At 65.3% G+C, this 16728-nt stretch carries 15 protein-coding genes; 10 read left to right on the forward strand and 5 right to left on the reverse strand.

The genetic code is table 11. From position 1 onward, the window contains the following. Nucleotides 1-50: 50 nt before the first annotated feature. The 5 genes from ACQP2U_RS41290 to ACQP2U_RS41310 all read left to right on the forward strand — a co-directional run bounded on the left by ACQP2U_RS41290 (nucleotide 51) and on the right by ACQP2U_RS41310 (nucleotide 5745). Entirely contained in the window at nucleotides 51-1025 is a 975-nt protein-coding gene (locus ACQP2U_RS41290; RefSeq protein WP_433716769.1) for a carbohydrate ABC transporter permease, read from the forward strand. After that, entirely contained in the window at nucleotides 1025-1900 is an 876-nt protein-coding gene (locus ACQP2U_RS41295) for a carbohydrate ABC transporter permease (RefSeq protein WP_397030877.1), read from the forward strand. The genes ACQP2U_RS41290 and ACQP2U_RS41295 overlap by 1 nt, the downstream gene beginning before the upstream one ends. Before the next feature lie 112 nt (nucleotides 1901-2012). After that, nucleotides 2013-4268 carry a transglycosylase domain-containing protein gene (locus ACQP2U_RS41300; RefSeq protein ID WP_433712583.1) on the forward strand — a complete coding sequence of 752 codons (2256 nt, stop codon included), beginning with the start codon at nucleotides 2013-2015 and terminating at the stop codon, nucleotides 4266-4268. Nucleotides 4269-4852: 584 nt separating this feature from the next. Next, complete coding sequence (locus tag ACQP2U_RS41305) at nucleotides 4853-5311, forward strand: GyrI-like domain-containing protein (protein ID WP_397030881.1); 459 nt, start codon at nucleotides 4853-4855, stop codon at nucleotides 5309-5311. Between the two features lie 8 nt (nucleotides 5312-5319). Beyond that, nucleotides 5320-5745: a GyrI-like domain-containing protein gene (locus tag ACQP2U_RS41310; protein ID WP_433712584.1), complete on the forward strand. Its 426-nt coding sequence runs from the start codon at nucleotides 5320-5322 to the stop codon at nucleotides 5743-5745. 161 nt (nucleotides 5746-5906) lie between these two features. Here ACQP2U_RS41310 and ACQP2U_RS41315 read toward each other — a convergent pair whose 3' ends face one another. Continuing rightward, nucleotides 5907-6332 (reverse strand): hypothetical protein, encoded by a 426-nt coding sequence (locus tag ACQP2U_RS41315; RefSeq protein ID WP_433712585.1) that lies wholly within the window; start codon nucleotides 6330-6332, stop codon nucleotides 5907-5909. 146 nt (nucleotides 6333-6478) lie between these two features. Here ACQP2U_RS41315 and ACQP2U_RS41320 point away from each other — a divergent pair, with 146 nt between their 5' ends. Both ACQP2U_RS41320 and ACQP2U_RS41325 read left to right on the forward strand, forming a co-directional pair. After that, complete coding sequence (locus tag ACQP2U_RS41320; protein ID WP_433712586.1) at nucleotides 6479-7126, forward strand: winged helix-turn-helix transcriptional regulator; 648 nt, start codon at nucleotides 6479-6481, stop codon at nucleotides 7124-7126. Continuing rightward, a complete protein-coding gene (locus ACQP2U_RS41325) occupies nucleotides 7123-7557 on the forward strand; it encodes a hypothetical protein (protein ID WP_433712587.1) in 435 nt (144 codons plus the stop codon). The genes ACQP2U_RS41320 and ACQP2U_RS41325 overlap by 4 nt, the downstream gene beginning before the upstream one ends. Here ACQP2U_RS41325 and ACQP2U_RS41330 read toward each other — a convergent pair. From ACQP2U_RS41330 to ACQP2U_RS41345, 4 genes are all read right to left on the reverse strand, one after another. Continuing rightward, entirely contained in the window at nucleotides 7541-8641 is a 1101-nt protein-coding gene (locus ACQP2U_RS41330) for an inositol-3-phosphate synthase (RefSeq protein WP_397030889.1), read from the reverse strand. The two genes, ACQP2U_RS41325 and ACQP2U_RS41330, sit on opposite strands and share 17 nt — an antisense overlap. Continuing rightward, on the reverse strand, nucleotides 8634-9188 hold the full coding sequence (locus tag ACQP2U_RS41335) for a PadR family transcriptional regulator (protein ID WP_433712588.1): 555 nt from the start codon (nucleotides 9186-9188) through the stop codon (nucleotides 8634-8636). Before ACQP2U_RS41335 ends, ACQP2U_RS41330 begins: the two co-directional genes overlap by 8 nt. A 315-nt stretch (nucleotides 9189-9503) precedes the next feature. Continuing rightward, nucleotides 9504-10331, reverse strand: a complete 828-nt coding sequence (locus tag ACQP2U_RS41340) for a DUF397 domain-containing protein (protein ID WP_433716770.1) — start codon at nucleotides 10329-10331, stop codon at nucleotides 9504-9506. 84 nt (nucleotides 10332-10415) lie between these two features. After that, nucleotides 10416-11504, reverse strand: a complete 1089-nt coding sequence (locus ACQP2U_RS41345) for a DUF1707 SHOCT-like domain-containing protein (RefSeq protein WP_433712589.1) — start codon at nucleotides 11502-11504, stop codon at nucleotides 10416-10418. Nucleotides 11505-11663: 159 nt separating this feature from the next. Between ACQP2U_RS41345 and ACQP2U_RS41350 the strand changes: the two genes are divergently transcribed. The 3 genes from ACQP2U_RS41350 (at nucleotide 11664) to ACQP2U_RS41360 (ending at nucleotide 16712) form a co-directional block, all read left to right on the forward strand. Beyond that, on the forward strand, nucleotides 11664-12083 hold the full coding sequence (locus ACQP2U_RS41350; protein ID WP_433712590.1) for a DUF5318 domain-containing protein: 420 nt from the start codon (nucleotides 11664-11666) through the stop codon (nucleotides 12081-12083). A gap of 400 nt (nucleotides 12084-12483) precedes the next feature. Next, nucleotides 12484-14952 (forward strand): transglycosylase domain-containing protein, encoded by a 2469-nt coding sequence (locus tag ACQP2U_RS41355; RefSeq protein WP_433716771.1) that lies wholly within the window; start codon nucleotides 12484-12486, stop codon nucleotides 14950-14952. A gap of 71 nt (nucleotides 14953-15023) precedes the next feature. Further along, on the forward strand, nucleotides 15024-16712 hold the full coding sequence (locus tag ACQP2U_RS41360) for a glycosyltransferase family 87 protein (protein ID WP_433716772.1): 1689 nt from the start codon (nucleotides 15024-15026) through the stop codon (nucleotides 16710-16712). The last annotated feature ends 16 nt before the right edge of the window (nucleotides 16713-16728 follow it).

A 16728-nucleotide genomic window follows, 5' to 3' on the forward strand; every position in this document is an offset into this window, starting at 1 on the left:
CGGTGTCGGATCCTTCGGGAACGGCCACTCGCGTGTCGAGCGACGGCGATCTGCCGACCAAGCGCGGATTCGGTGGCACCTTGGCGTTGGAGTTGCGGCGTTCCGGTAGGGCGTGGTTATTCGTCACGCCGGTGCTGATCACCCTGGCGGTGGTCGTTGGCTATCCGGTCTTCCGCGCGTTGTACATGTCGTTCCAGAAGGATCCTGGACTCGACCCGTCGACCGGCATGTTCGTCGAGGGCGGTAGCGCGGGCTTCTCGAACTACACGCACTGGCTGCTGCAGCAGTGTCAGGCGGCGGGCGAGACGGTGTCCTGCCCGACCGGAAACCTCGGTTCGCAGTTCTGGCTGGCCGTCGGCGTGACGCTGTTCTTCACGGTGATCACGGTGACCCTGGAGGCCAGCCTCGGGCTCGGCATGGCCATGGTCATGGGTAAGACCTTCAAGGGCCGGGCCCTGCTGCGCGCGGCGGTGCTGGTGCCGTGGGCGATTCCGACCGCCGTGACCGCCCGGCTGTGGGAGTTCATGTTCCAGTACGACGGCGTGGTGAATCGGATCTTCGGCACGCACATCCTGTGGACCTCGGAAGCTTGGCCCGCGCGGTTCGCGGTCATCGCCGCCGATGTCTGGAAGACCACGCCGTTCATGGCATTGCTGCTGCTGGCCGGTCTGCAGGTGATTCCGGCCGATGTGTACGAGGCCGCGAAGGTCGACGGCGCCTCGGCCTGGCAACGCTTCACCCAGATCACGTTGCCGCTGCTCAAGCCCGCGCTGCTGGTCGCGGTGCTGTTCCGCACCATGGACGGGCTGCGCCTCTACGACCTGCCCGCGATCATGACGCTCGGCAACCCGTCCACCCGCCCGATTTCGGCACTGGTGGTCGAACAGGTCCGCCAAGGTCCCAATAGCGCGGCGGCACTGTCGACGATCACCTTCCTGCTGATCTTCGCGGTGGCGTTCCTGCTGGTAAAGGTTCTTGGCGCCAATGCCGTTCGGACCCAGGAAGAACAGCGGGAGGCGCACTGATGACCACCGTGACCACCAAAAAGTCTGCGGCACAGGCTCCTTGGACCAAGCGGCTGGGTTCGGTTCGGCTGTATCTGGGTGCGCTGATCGTGCTGGTGTGGGGTCTGGCTCCGTTCTACTGGATGGCCGTCACCGCATTCCGCGATCCGGTCTACACCTTCGACAACACGCCGTGGCCCACCCACGTCACCCTGGAGAACTTCCGCAACGCCTTCGACACCAGCCGCGGCAACGACTTCGGCAAGGCGCTGCTCAACAGCGTCATCATCGGCGCGGTGACCACGGCGGTCGCGCTGGTGCTCGGCGTGCTCGCCGCCTACGCGCTGGCACGGCTGACCTTCAAAGGCAAGTATCTGGTCTCCGGGCTGATCCTGTCCGCATCGATGTTCCCGGTGGTCGTGCTGGTCACCCCACTGTTCCAGCTGTTCACCAACCTCGGCTGGATCGGCGAATACCAGGCGATGATCATTCCGAACATCTCGTTCGTGCTGCCGATGACCGTCTACATCCTCGCCTCGTTCTTCGCCGAACTGCCATGGGAACTCGAAGAAGCCGCCCGCATCGACGGCGCGACCAAGACACAGGCCTTCCGGCTGGTCATGCTGCCGCTGGCCGCCCCAGCGGTATTCACCACCGCGATCCTGGCGTTCATCGCATCGGTCAACGAATATCTGCTGGCCCGGCTGCTCTCCAGCGATAAGACCGAACCGGTGACCGTCGCGATCGCGCGCTTCTCCGGCAACAATCCGCTCGTGCAGCCCTACGCCGCGATCATGGCCGCGGGCACGATGGTGACGATTCCGCTGGTCATCATGGTGCTGCTGTTCCAGCGCCGCATCATCTCCGGTCTCACCGCGGGTGGTGTGAAGAGCTAATACGCCTGTCGCATGGCTCGAATCCCGTTGCGGCGGTAATACTCGGTGTACGATCTCGGGTCATTTCCGATCGTGTCCGTGCAGGTGAGTTTTACCGACGCTCCGGGAGGAGATGATCGTGAGCTCGTTCGGCAAGCGGCGACGCGGGGGCGTTCGTCGGGGCAAACCGATCCCGGCACCCTATGCCTCCGTGGCAGGGTTCAGCGAGCACAACGGGGCGTCACGACGCAAGGACAAGCCGAGGCCGCCCGGCACTACGAAATCGCCTCGGCCGCAACCGACACCCTCCAGTCGACCGCAACGCACGCGAGGCGAACGCTTCCGCCGGTTACTGCTCGCCCTGTTCATCATCTTCGTCGCGGTGCCGTCGCTGCTGTTCGTACTGGTCTACTGGAGCGCCGAAATCCCGGATCCCGATTCGGTGCAGACCAATCAAATCGCCACCATCCTCGCCTCCGACGGAACTTCGGTGATCGCGAAGGTCGTTCCGCCGGATGGCAATCGGATTCCGGTACCGCTGTCGGATGTGCCGAAGCCGGTGCGCGATGCGGTGCTTTCGGCCGAGGACCGCAATTTCTATACCAATCCCGGCTACTCGATCAGCGGATTCCTGCGCGCCGCGCGCAACAATGTCCTCGGCAAAGAGGATGCGGGCGGCGGCTCCACCATCACTCAGCAGTATGTCAAGAATGCCTTCCTCGGCTCCGAACGCACTCTGACGAGGAAGATGCGCGAGCTGATCATCGCGTCCAAAATGGCGCGGCAGTGGAGTAAGGAAGACATCCTTGCCGCCTATCTCAACACCATCTATTACGGGCGCGGCGCGTACGGGATCTCAGCGGCCGCGAAAGCCTATTTCAACAAACCGGTGCCGGAACTGACGCTAGCCGAAGGCGCGGTGCTGGCCTCGGTCATCCGCACGCCGTCGATCCTGGATCCGGAGACCCATCTCCCCGAGCTGACGACGCGCTGGAAATACGTGCTCAACGGCATGGTCGAGATGGGTGCGCTCGCGCCCGGCACGCGTGATGCGACGGTATTCCCGCAGATCGTCCCGATCACCGAAATCCCGGACGTCAATGCGGCACGTGGTCCGGAGGGCCTGATCCGCAGCCTGGTGCTGCGCGAACTACGCGATTCCGGTATCAGCGAGCACGAACTCAATACCGGGGCATTGCGGATCACCACCACCATCGACGCCAAGGCCCAGCAGGCCGCTCTCGATGCGATCCACGATCGACTCGACCCCCAGCCGCCGGAACTGCGTGGTGCGGTCGTTTCGATCGATCCGCGTTCCGGCGCGGTGCGCGCCTACTACGGCGGCGCCGACGGTATCGGCTTCGATTTCGCGCAGGCGCCATTGCAGACCGGCTCGGCTTTCAAGGTCTTCGCGGTGATCGCGGCACTGCAGCAGAGCATTCCGCTCAACCGCATGCTCGACAGTTCACCGGTGACCGATCACGGCACCAAGATCACCAATGTGGAGGGCGAATCGTGCGGTAAATGCACTATGGCCGAGGCGCTGAAGCGCTCACTGAACACCAGCTTCTATCGACTGACGATGTCGATGTCCGACGGCCCCGAGGCAATCGCCGAAGCCGCCCATCAGGCTGGAATCCCCGAAGAGATTCCGGGTGTGGCCGGTAAAACGCTCACCGAGGACGGTGGGCGGCCGCTCAACGGAATCGTGTTGGGCCAGTATCTGGTTCGCCCCATCGACATGGCATCGGCCTATGCGACGATCGCCAATTCCGGTGTCTACCACCAGCCGTACTTCGTGCAGCGAGTGGTCGCCGGCGATGGCCGCGTCCTGCTGGATCGCGCCGAACCCGGCCACCAGGTCGGTAAGCAACCCCCGCGCGGACAGCAGCGCATCCCGCGCGGCATCGCCGACAGCACCGCTGCGGCGATGATCCCGATCGCCGCATATTCCAACGGGCACAGCCTGTCCGGCGGTCGGCCCTCGGCCGCCAAGACCGGAACCACCCAACTCGGTGAGTCCGAAGAGAATAAAGACGCATGGATGATCGGCTTCACCCCGTCGCTGTCCACGGCGGTGTGGATCGGTACCGAACAGTCGCAGCCGATCGAGACCGCCCGCGGCAGCGACATCTACGGCTCCGGCCTGCCCGCCGATATCTGGAAGCAGGTGATGGACGGCGCACTCGACGGCACGCCGATCGAGCAGTTTCCGGCAGAAGCGGCACAAGGCAGCCAGCCGAGTACGAGCAAACCCTCCGGTGGCGGCTACGACATCCTGAACCCGCCGTCCAGCACCTCCACGGCACCGGTGATCATCATCCCGCCCGCTCCAGAGCCCACAAAGGAAGTCGAAATCTTCCCAGGATTCAGCATTCCGGTGCCCTGAGTCTTTGGCCGCATTTTTGGCAGCGCCTTCGGCGCTGCGTGTTCGCGGCCCCCTTGGTCTCGCGTCCGAGCCGTCGAGACTCGCGCCTGCGGCGCATGCGCTTCGACGACTCGGACACGAGACGGGCCGCGAACGGGTCGCTCGTAAAACTCGCTCCGTTGTGGCTGGTGATGGCGGGACGTTCAGCACCTGATGCACGCATGCGGCAACGGCGAGCCCCACGCCCGCAGCACACCCCGTCAACGACTCAAACGCCAGACGCGCCACGAACTCCTCGCTCGTAAAACTCGCTCCGTCGGGGCTGGGTCGAGCTGACAACATGCTGTGCTCGGTTCGCTACGAATGTGTGCCGACCGGGGCCATGGGAACGGATGACGTGGCAGCATCGTTTGCCAGAGTGAAGTGAGCACGGCGCGCCGGAACCAAACCAGGCCGACGCCGACGTCGTGAGATCGATGAGGAAGGATATGCGCTCGAGCGACGACACGCGGCGCGAGCGTCAGGCCCGGAAGTAGCTTCCGCGGTCCACGGGGGCCCGGGAGCGCCGCCAATTGGAGACAGACTAGACATATAGGGGCACGCCGGTGGATTTCAATGTCGTTGACCGTCCCGAGACGCTCGTGGCGGGCACAGTGCTGCGCAGCCCGGCGCTCGCGGTCGAGGGACCGCGCCGCGCCAAGGTCGAGGAGGCGTGGAAACGCAATCTGGCCCGCAAGCTGCCCGGCCCACCGACGACCGCGTATGTGGACCACGCGCCGGAGATCAACTCCTACCTCACCCATATCGTCGGATACCGCTGCCACACCATCGGGGATCTGCTGCCGGGCGATGTTTTGGCGCGAGTACCCGCGGGACGGTTCGCCCGATTCACGCTCAGCGGCGACAATCTCGGCGACACCATCGTGACCATCTGGCGCGCGGTATGGGATGCCGAGGCCGCCGGACGATTGCTGCGCGCCTATACCGGTGACGTGGAACATTATCCGGACGCGCGCACGGCCGAGGTATTCGTGGCGCTGGCAGACGAACCGGTCGACGGTTAGGAACAGCTGTGGACTTCGAAATTGTCACATTGGACGCAAGCCTGGTCGCCGGACTCACCGTCCCGCTGGCCGGACGCGAGGTGACCGCCCGGGACCTGGACCTGGTGAACTTCACCTGGGACCGGTATTTGGCGCGGGAGAAGAATGTGCCCCGGGTCGCGGCCTACATCGGCCAGAACGATCACGCCGTCGCGATTCTGGGCTACGAGATCGCCGACATGGACGATATGGATGCCGGTGATGTGCTGACCCGCGTCCCGTTCGGGCGCTACGCGAAATTCGTCGTCTCCGACAAGCCCTACGACCTGTTGCGCACCGCATGGGCGCAGGTCCGCAAGGCCGAAAGCGCAGGCACCATCACCCGCTCGCACACCGCGGAAATCGAGCGCTACACAGGACCAACCTCGGTCGAGGTCTACGTCTCGCTGGACTGAGTTTCAAGGTGTAGTGGACGACGTGACGGTCCAGTTCCACGAAGCGGCTCTCGAAAGCAAACAAGCTATCGTCCACCCAAGATGGGCGTAGACCTTTCGCGCTGCTGGGTCGTCACATCCGGACCGCCCCGGATCCTGCTCGATCGAGGCAGCGGTATCGGTTAGAGGAATGCGGGTACAAAACGGTCGGCGGTGCGTATCGCGAAGGCGAGAGGCCGGGCGAGGGTCGCCGCGAGCGTGCCCTTCAGGCGTCCGCGGCGCCTCACCGACACCCGCGGTGGGAGCGCCGCGAATAGCGTCGCCAGCGCTGGCAGCGGACGGACGAAGACCGTGTAATCAACGATCTGTCCATGCTTGTTGCACCGCACCAGATTCATGGCTTCGAGTTCCACCCCGCGAACGCGAGCGCGAAACGAGAACGATCCCGTATCGCCGAGCGCGAGCGGTTCGGTAGTAGTGAGGCCATCGAGGACGGCGAAGATATCCCGATGCAGTGCCGTGACCTCCTGCTTGCCCTCGAACCGCAGGCGGGATGTGAGCGGGGGGGTGAAAGACGACGTCGGGTGCCAACAGTTCGGCGACCGCATCGCCGTCGCCGGTTTCCCCGGCGGCGCGCAGGGCGGCGAGGGCCGCTGAAACCGGCGAGGTAGCAGGGGCCGGCGGACCGGAGGCAGCCATTGGAACCCCTCTCTGGGAGACAATTCGGGGCAACGACTTGATAAAATCAAGTGTTATGGAGAAAGTCAAGCCGAGGCCATCTCGTTCCTACGGGCAGTACTGCGGTCTGGCGCGCACGCTCGATGTGGTGGGTGATCGCTGGAGTCTGCTGATCGTCCGCGAGCTCCTACTCGGCCCGATGCGCTACGGCGAGCTCGTGGCCGCGCTGGGCGGAATAGCCACCAATCTGCTCGCGGACCGTCTGCGGAGCTTGGAAACCTGCGGAGTGATCGAGCGGCGACCGGGCCAGACCAGCGGCGTCGTATATGCCCTGACGTCCTGGGGTAGCAATCTCCGCGAAACGATCGAGCCCCTCATCCGCTGGAGCTTCCCTTTGATGGTGAGCGGCCGCGGCGACGACGCCTTTCAGCCTCGCTGGCTGGCGGTAGCACTCCCAGCGCTGCTCCGCGACAGGACGGCAGCGCCTCCGACCGAGCTCGGCATCGACGTTGCCGACTTATTCATGACCTTGCGAATCGACGAACACGGTCCCCACGTGACCATCCAACCCGACCGGCGCCCCGACACGATCCTGGAAGCAGAGCCGGAGGTGATCCTGGGACTCGCCGCTGATGCGATCGGCATCGACGAAGCACTAGGCCAGGCGAACGTCCACGGCGATCCGCGCGTCGTCCGCGCGGTGCTGACCGGGGCGCCGAAATGAATGAGCTGATCGATGAGGTCCTCACCGCCCATGGCGGCCTCGCGCGATGGCGAGCCGCGACCGCGCTGACCGCCCACGGGAGATTCGGCGGCCTCCTGCCCTCGCGCTTTCCCGGAAACCGGATGGCCAACGTGACCGTGCGGATGCAGTTGGCGCAACAGCACGCCGTCTTTCACGACTTTCCACAGCAGGACCAGCAAGCGGTGTTCGATCGAGGCGACGTACGGATCGAGACCCGCGATGGCGAACCGATCAGCGCCCGACGTAACGCCCGCGCCGCCTTCGCCGGGCTCAGCGGACTCCGACGCAACCTTCGCGATCTTCCTGGCGACCTCGATACTCAACCGCGCCCGGATACCGCAAAGCCGGGCCGAAGAGTTCTCCGGCCCGGCTTACCTCGGATGAGGCGGGTGACTACTCAGCGCCTATGATGAACGCTTCCAGCTGCTGACGTGCGATGTCGTCGGCCAGCTGCTTCGGCGGGGACTTCATCAGGTAGGCCGAGGCGGGGAGGACGGGGCCGCCGATGCCGCGGTCCTTGGCGATTTTCGCCGCGCGCACCGCGTCGATGATGATGCCCGCCGAGTTCGGCGAATCCCACACCTCGAGCTTGTACTCCAGGTTCAAAGGCACATCACCGAAGGCGCGACCCTCGAGGCGCACGTAGGCCCACTTGCGGTCGTCGAGCCAGCCGACGTGATCGGACGGGCCGATGTGCACATCGTTGGCGCCCAACTCCTTCTTCAGGTTGCTGGTAACGGCCTGGGTCTTGGAGATCTTCTTCGACTCCAGGCGCTCGCGCTCGAGCATGTTCTTGAAGTCCATATTGCCGCCGACGTTCAGCTGCATGGTGCGGTCGAGCTGCACGCCGCGGTCCTCGAACAGCTTGGCCATCACGCGGTGGGTGATGGTCGCGCCGACCTGGCTCTTGATGTCGTCACCGACGATGGGAACGCCTGCCTTGGTGAACTTTTCGGCCCACACCGGATCGGAGGCGATGAACACCGGCAGCGCGTTGACGAAGGCGACATCGGCATCGATGGCGCACTGGGCGTAGAACTTGTCCGCCTCTTCCGAGCCGACGGGCAGGTAGGAGACCAGGACGTCGACCTTGTTGTCCTTCAGCACCTTCACCACGTCGACCGGCTCGGCCTCGGACAGCTCGATGGTCTCGGCGTAGTACTTGCCGATGCCGTCCAGCGTCGGACCGCGCTGCACGACAACGTCGCTCGGCGGCACATCGGAGATCTTGATGGTGTTGTTCTCGCTGGCGAAGATCGCCTCTGCCAGGTCGAAGCCGACCTTCTTGGCGTCGACGTCGAACGCGGCGACGAATTTGACATCGCGCACGTGGTACCGGCCGAACTTGACGTGCATAAGGCCGGGAACGGTGGCCGTCTCGTCCGCGTCCTTGTAGTACTGCACGCCCTGGACCAGCGAGGAAGCGCAGTTACCGACGCCTACGATGGCGACGCGGACTTCGGTGGCGTTTTCCGCCTTGTTGACTTCACTCATGGCCGATATTTCCCTCTTTCTGTGGTGCCGCCTTCGTCGATTGCTCCGCCGCAATCAACTCGTTGAGCCAGCGCACTTCGCGCTCGCTTGATTCCAGACCGAGCTGGTGGAGCTGGCGGGTGTAGCGATCCAGCGAGCCACTGGCTTTCTTGATCGCCTCCCGCAGACCCTCTCGGCGCTCCTCGACCTGCCGTCGCCTGCCCTCCAGAATCCGCATCCGCGCTTCCGCAGGGGTGCGGCTGAAAAACGCCAGGTGGACGCCGAAGCCGTCGTCGGTGTAGTTCTGCGGTCCGGTATCGGCGAGCAGTTCGGTGAACCGCTCCCGCCCGGCCGAAGTCAGTTGATAGACCCGTCGCGCACGACGGGTGACGCCCGCGAAGTTCTCCTCGGCGATCAGCCCATCGGTCTGCATGCGACGCAGCGTCGGATAGAGCGATCCGTAGGAGAAGGCCCGAAACGGCCCGAGCAATCCGGTCAGCCGCTTGCGCAGCTCGTATCCGTGCATGGGCGCTTCGAGGAGCAGCCCGAGGATTGCCAGCTCGAGCATCGGGCTTCACCCCCTGACTGTGTGTTCAGACCTAACCGATGGATGCGACTTCCCACTATATCGGAGCGATATAAACGTGCATAGTCATCAGCGATACATAGAGCTATCTACGCAGCTAGAGATCGGTTCCCCCACCGTCAGCCATAACAGAAGCCCCGTCACCTCTGTACACACCAACGGCGCTCGCCTCGGGATGGTCCCGCGCACCGATTTGCGCGCCACGCATGGTTTCGCCCGGCGATTTCGTGCGCGGCGTAACAAACGATGCGCGGGGAGCACTTGCTCGTTAGCAAGGCGAGCTGTCCGGATGAGGCGTCAGGACGGATCGAACTCACCGGTGTGCACGCCAGCGGTGAACGCTGACCACTCGTTCGGTGTGGAGACCGGCGCTGGAACAGTCGGATTCTTGGAGTCGCGAACGCTGACCATGCCCCGTCCTCGCGCGCACGAGGATCGCTGGGACGGACTGCGCGATGACTTATGAGCCGCCCTGCTGTCGGCCACGAACCACCCGACCCTATTGGGGCGCAATCCAGATGACTGAAGCACGTCAGAGAACCGAAATCGCCCCATTCCGTCCGCGCCTTCCACCGAGACACCGCGCGCAAATCGCTGCGGCTCCGGTGAATAGCCGCCAGTGCGCGAGCGCGCCGATGGTGCGGTCTGCGAAATCGATACCGACGGCTGGCCCACCGAGCACGACGACCGCGGGCCACCGCGCCTATGAAAAAGGACCGCCACTACCAGGGCCGCACACCTTTGTCCCACCTCGCACACCGACCCACCGCGCGAAACACCCTGCGCCGAACACGAAAGTATGCGAGATCGGATCACGGGCTGGGTGGGGAGACTCTCAGGGGTTCGCCGGTGAAGGTTGCCGTCATGTTGCCTGAGGCTCCCACTGGGTTTTTCGCGTAGATCTCGACGGCCGGCCCCGAGCACGGCAGCCGCGCCGATGACCGCCACCGGTGCGAGCCAACGCCGTGGCCGCCTGCGATCCACGCGGACCACCGGCGCGTCTACCAGATTGTCCGGGATCTGCAAATCGCCGACGACGGCATCGAGTTCGCCGAAGGATTTGGCGGACATGGCCTTTGCGGTGCGCGCGGCGTGTTCGTCCTCGGTGAGCTGACCATCGGTCAGCGCCGCGTCGAGCAGGCCGCACACGTCGGCACGGTCGGTGTCGCGGGCCGGATACCGCCATAGCGCGTCGTCGCCATCAACGCCTCACTTCTCGAAAGGCACCGCGCGCGCGACCGCGCCCGCTGGAGTCAGCAGTAGGTATCCGGACTCGTTGAACTTGTTGCCCGCGTAAATGGTTACGTACGGGCCGTTCTTCGGTATGCCGAAAGTGCTGTACGCACCGGCATCGTTGATCTCGACATCCATATGCGTGACAACGCCGTTGGCCACTCGCAGGGTACTCGGCGCGCTCGCGAGCGCATCACTGATCGCGGCGACATTCAGCTGTGCGAGATCAACGGCGGCTTTATCGGCCTTGCGGCTGGTCACGCTGCTCGACTGCTGGAAGCCGCCGCGGTAGTCGTAGCCGATCAACCGATTCGGCTCGCCCGGCACCGCACGCGACACGATGGCGTATTCCGGATACAACGTCAGGTCATCGATCTGCAGATCGCCGAATTTGTCGCGGTATTTCCCCAGGAACAGCGTGAGCCCTTCTCGGGTAAGCAGATTCGGCGTCGCGATCACGAGCGGTTGCACCGATCCCAGATCCACGACAACCAGTGCGGTTGCTGGGGCGGGTTCGGTATCCGATACACCGCTGGTCAGTACGAAGGCGGCGACCGCGGCGCAGACAGCGCCGGCCCCGACCGCAATCCGATACCAGCGCCGACGATTCGAGCGCGGCGGCTGCGGTGGTGGCGCGGCACCGCTCGGCCGTTGCAGATCGTCGACCAATTGCGCCAGTTCGCCAAGGGTTTTCGCCTCGCCGGCCAGTTCGGTGAGGGTCTGATGCTCGTCCTCGCTCAGCTGACCGTCGCCGCGCGCATTGTCGATCAGTTGGCGGGTGGTGTCGCGATCGACATCGCGTGCCCGGGTGTGATCGGGATAACGTCCACCGGTTCCGGCTCGACGCAACGGGTTTCGGGGCGGCGTCGATTCGCTCGACACCAGATCAGCTACGGCGGACGGTACTTGCAGATCATCGACGAGGCGTTCGAGCTCACCGACCGTCCTCGCGGTCTCGGCCTGGGCCGTACGGTCGCGATACTCATCGGCGCCGAGCTGCCCTTCCGCATAGGCCGCATCCAGCACACTGGACGCATTGGCACGGTCGAGGTCACGCGCGCGCATACGCCCGGATACTGCCGTCGACCGCCCGGATGTAGCGGGGGACACGGGAGAATCGTAATCCGTCGACTTCGATAACACCCCAGTTCAACAATGAATACCGGTCGGTCGATCCCGCACAGCCCAGCGCGGCCCGCGCCCGGCCCCGCTACTCTGGTTCTCGTGCGAATTCAGCGACAGGTGGTCGACTACGCTCTCAAGCGTCGGTCGCTGCTCGCTGACGTCTATGCGGGCCGTGTCGATGTCGCCGAGGTTTGTGATGCCAATCCCTACCTTTTACGTGCGGCGAAGTTCCACGGTCGGGGGAGCGAGGTCACATGCCCTATCTGCCGGAAAGAGCAGTTGACGCTCGTATCCTGGGTCTACGGCGACGGCCTCGGCCCGATGGCGGGATCGGCTCGCACACCAGAGGAATTGGTACGCCTCGCCGAGACTCGCGAGGAGTTCTCGGTCCATGTCGTCGAGGTATGCCGGAGCTGCAGCTGGAATCATCTGGTGCAGTCCTATGTGCTCGGTACCGCTCCGTCGCCGACGCGGCGGCGCACGGGCGCCAGGGCCAACCGGCGCACCGCAGCCGAATGATGTGCCAGGTCATCTGCCCGTCGGGTGACATGCGGAGCCTCGACGCGTCCGCCGCGGCGATAATCGCCGCACCGCACCCCGCAGACCGTTACGAGTTATGGAGATCTTGTCAGTGAATTCGCCCTACGAGACTTCCCCCTACGGCGATGAACCGCACGGCGGCCGGACTCAGCGAAGTTCACCACAGCCTCCGAACCCGTATCCCGGGCAGCGACCGGCTGGTCCCCCACCCGGTCGGCCCGGTCCCGGTGGTCCGCGGCCGCCGCAAGGGGGGTATCCCGGTGAGCCGCGCGGTCCGCAGCCGCCACCGCGTCGACCGGTTCCGCCGCCGCAGGGACGTCCGCCGCAAGGCAGGCCGCTACCCGATAACGCCCCGCCCGGCGCGCAGTCCACGCAGAAGATCGAGCGTCCGAATCGGCAGCCCGGCTCGCCGACCGACGCCGAACGCAACCGCCGCACTGCCCCGCCCACCGGTCCCCGTCCGGCCAGTCCGCGGCCAGGGCAGGATCGTCCCGGCCAAGATCGGCCCGGGGCCCGTCGCCCCAATGGCACCGGCCCCACCACCGGAGAGCGCCGGGCGACCGCGGGCGCGCCGCCCTCGGGACCGCCGCCGCGCCGCAACGGTAGTAATGGCGGTTCGGGCGGGACGGGCGGTCGTCGTCCCAGTGCGAAGAAGAAGTCGCCGTGGCGGATCGTGCGCCGGGTTATCTACGTCCTGCTAGCCCTTTCCATCGTGTTGCCGAGCGTGATCTTCCTGGTCGCCTACACCACGGTTTCGGTACCCCAGCCGGGCGACCTCAAAACCAACCAGGTCGCGAATATTCTCGCCAGCGACGGCACCACGGTGATCAGCAAGGTCGTGCCGCCGGAAGGCAACCGCACCGACGTCACCATCGACCAGATTCCGCCGCATGTGCGCAATGCCGTGATCGCCGCCGAGGACCGGGACTTCTACACCAACCCGGGCTTCTCGGTTTCCGGCTTCATGCGCGCCGCCCGGGATCAAGCCCTCAACAAGGAGAGCGCGGGCGGTGGCTCGACCATTACCCAGCAGTACGTGAAGAACGCGCTCGTCGGTGATGAACACTCGCTGTCGCGCAAGCTGCACGAGCTGGTCATCTCGGCGAAGATGGCACGCCAGTGGAGCAAGGAGGAAATCCTCGCCGCCTATCTCAACACCATCTACTTCGGTCGCGGTGCGTACGGTATCGACGCCGCCGCCAAGGCCTACTTCGCCAAGCCGGTCTCGGAGCTCACCGTGGCCGAGGGTGCGGTGCTCGCCGCCACCATTCAGCAGCCTTCCGGCCTGGACCCGGAGAAGAACCCCGAGGGTGCGAAGTTCCGCTGGAACTACGTGCTCGACGGCATGGTCGACGGCGGCAATCTGAAGCCGGACGAGCGCAAGGCCCAGCAGTACCCGCAGGTCGTCCCGGTGGCGACCGCCAAGGACAAGGGTCTGGACAGCGGACCCGAGGGCCTGATCAAGAACCAGGTGCTCAAGGAGTTGGCGGCCGCGGGCATCAGCGAGCAGCAGCTCAATACCGACGGTCTGTCGATCACCACCACGATCGACCCGAAGACCCAGCAGGCCGCCGTCGACGCCGCGCAGAAGACCATGCAGGGCGAGCCGGAAAAGCTGCGGTCCGCAGTTGTTTCGGTGGATCCCAAGACCGGTGCGGTGCGCGCCTACTACGGCGGTGACGACGGTCAGGGCTACGACTTCGCCAATGCCGGTCTGCAACCGGGATCCTCGTTCAAGGTCTTCGGTCTCGCGGAGAACTTGGAATTGGGCAAACCGCTGTCGGAGATGTACGACAGTTCGCCGATCACCGTGAACGGCATCAAGATCACGAACGTCGAAGGTGAGGGGTGCGGCACCTGCACCATCGCCGAGGCGCTCAAGCGTTCGCTGAACACCAGCTTCTACCGCATGGAGCTGGATATGCAGAATGGTCCACAGAAGATCGCCGATATGGCGCACAAGCTCGGCATTCCGGAGACCATTCCGGGTGTCGGCAAGAGCCTGGTCGAGCCGGACGGTTCACCGCCGAACAACGGCATCGTGCTCGGTCAGTACCAGTCCCGGGTGCTGGATATGGCCTCGGCCTACGCGACGCTGGCCGCCTCCGGCGTCTACCACGCACCGCACTTCGTCACCAAGGTGGTGACAGCCGAAGGGCAAGTACTGCTGGACCGCGGTGATGTGGCCGGTGAGCAGCGGGTCTCGGCGGCGGTCGCCGACAATGTCACCGACGCGATGAAGCCGATCGCCGCATGGTCGCGCAATCACAACCTCGCCAACGGCCGCGAGTCGGCGACCAAGACCGGTACCGCCCAGCTCGGAGACACCGGCGAGAACAAGGACGCCTGGATGGTCGGCTACACCCCGTCGCTGTCCACCGCGGTGTGGGTCGGCTCCATCGATAACTCGCCACTGCGCAACTACAGCGGCGGCATGATCTACGGTTCCGGTCTGTCCGCTGATATCTGGAAGGCCACCATGGACGGCGCCCTGGCCGGCACCCCCAAAGAGACCTTCCCGAAGCCGGTCCCGATCAAGGGCCAGGCCGGTGTGCCCGCGTGGTCCGCGCCGTTCACCCCGCCCTCGACCACAGAGTCGCCGCTGATTCCGCCGATCCAGATCGTCCCGAATACCATCGACACCCCCTTCGGACCGATCCAGATCCCCGGCGTGCAACCGCAGACCCAGCAGCGCCAGCCGCAACAACAACAGCAACAGCCGGAATCGACACCGCTACCGGGGCAGCCGACAGCCAACCCCGACGGATCGATGCCATCGGCCACTGGATCACCGCAATCCGGTGGTACCGCGAACGGCAACGGCAGCCAGCCGACACGCACCCGGTAGCCTCGGGTGCCGTGACCGAACCGCAACTCGTGGACAAGCGGACGAACGCAAGCGCGCCGCAGGCCGACGGGATGCCGTCCGGTGCAACGCCGTCCGGCGGCGCGACGCACTATGTCGCGCCCGCGCCGCTGGCACCGGATCTGCGCTCGGCCGACGGCCGGGATCGGCCCAGCCGCAATGATTCGCTGACCGCGCAGCTGAGCACGGTCGTCGGCGGCCCGGTCGGTGACCACGCGCTCATCGGCCGGGTGCGGTTCTGGACACCGATGCGGGTGCTGCTCGCCTTCGCGTTGGTGTTCCTCGCGCTCGGCTGGACCAGTAAGGCACCCTGCATCCAGCAGACGAAGGCGTCCGACGGTTCGCTCACCCTCGACTGGAACAACGGCCGCCAGTACATCGCCATGTGCTACTCGGACACCGTGCCGCTCTACGGCGCGGAACGTCTGAACGAGGGCGCCTTCCCATACAAGAAGGAATGGACCGAGCAGACCCCGGACGGCGGCCGGGAGACCAGGTATATGGAGTACCCGGTGTTGTCCGGGCTCTATCAGTACGCGGCGATGCAGGTCGCCAAGACCTGGGATGCCGCACCGCTGCCCGGTGCGCTGCAGGTGGTCATTTACTTCAATGTGGTCGCGGTGGGTCTGGCCCTCGCCTGGCTGGTCACCGTGTGGGCCTCGGCGCAACTGGCGGGGCGGCGGGTCTGGGATGTCGCGCTGGTCGCCTGTTCACCACTGGTGATCGTGCACGCGTTCACCAATTTCGACGCGCTCGCAACGGCTTTCGCCGCCACCGGCCTGCTCGCCTGGGCTCGTCGACGACCGTTGCTCGCGGGTCTGCTGCTCGGACTCGGCGGTGCGGCCAAGCTCTATCCGCTGCTGCTGCTGGGGCCGATCGTGGTGTTGTGCCTGCGCGCCGACCCATTACAGCGGGTGCCGAGCGCACGGCTCGGACTCCGGTTGAGCGATATCGACAGCGGGCGCACCGCACTGACCTGGCTGCGCGAAACCCCGTATCGCACCCAGTTTCTCAGCGCCCGACCGCTCGGTGCGGCCGCGTTGACCGTCGCGGCCGCGGCGGGCACCTGGCTGGTGGTGAATCTGCCGATCGCACTGCTCTATCCCAATGGCTGGCGGGAGTTCTTCCGGCTCAACACCACTCGGCACGCCGATCCGGATTCCATCTACAACGTCATCACGTCATTCACCGGCTGGGCCGGATTCGACGGTGAGATCGGGCATGCCGAACAGCCGACCATCCTGAATTTGGTGTCGCTGCTGGTATTCGTCGCCGCCTGTGCGACGATCGCCTATATCGCGCTCACCGCCCCGCGCCGGCCGCGCCTGGCCCAGCTGTGCTTCCTGGTCGTCGCCGCCTTCCTGATCACCAATAAGGTGTGGAGTCCGCAATATTCGCTGTGGCTGGTGCCGCTGGCCGTGCTCGCGCTGCCGCATCGCCGAATTCTATTGGCCTGGATGACCATCGATGCGCTGGTCTGGGTGCCGCGGATGTTCTACTACCTCGGCCTGGACCGCAAGGGTCTGCCCGAGCAGTGGTTCACCGGCACGGTGGCGCTGCGCGATATCGCGGTGCTCGCGCTGTGCGCCTTGATCATTCGGCAGATCTATCGACCGGAGGAGGATCTGGTTCGGCGCGATTTCGTCGACGATCCGGCCGGCGGCGTCCTCGACCGCGCACCGGACCCGCTACTGCCGTGGCTGCCGGAGGCGCTGCGGCCGAGGGCTGCGCTCGGCCGCTAGCGACGCTCTCGAAAGG

The organism is Nocardia sp. CA-084685 (assembly GCF_050955785.1).
In the GTDB taxonomy this organism is placed as follows: Bacteria; Actinomycetota; Actinomycetes; order Mycobacteriales; family Mycobacteriaceae; genus Nocardia.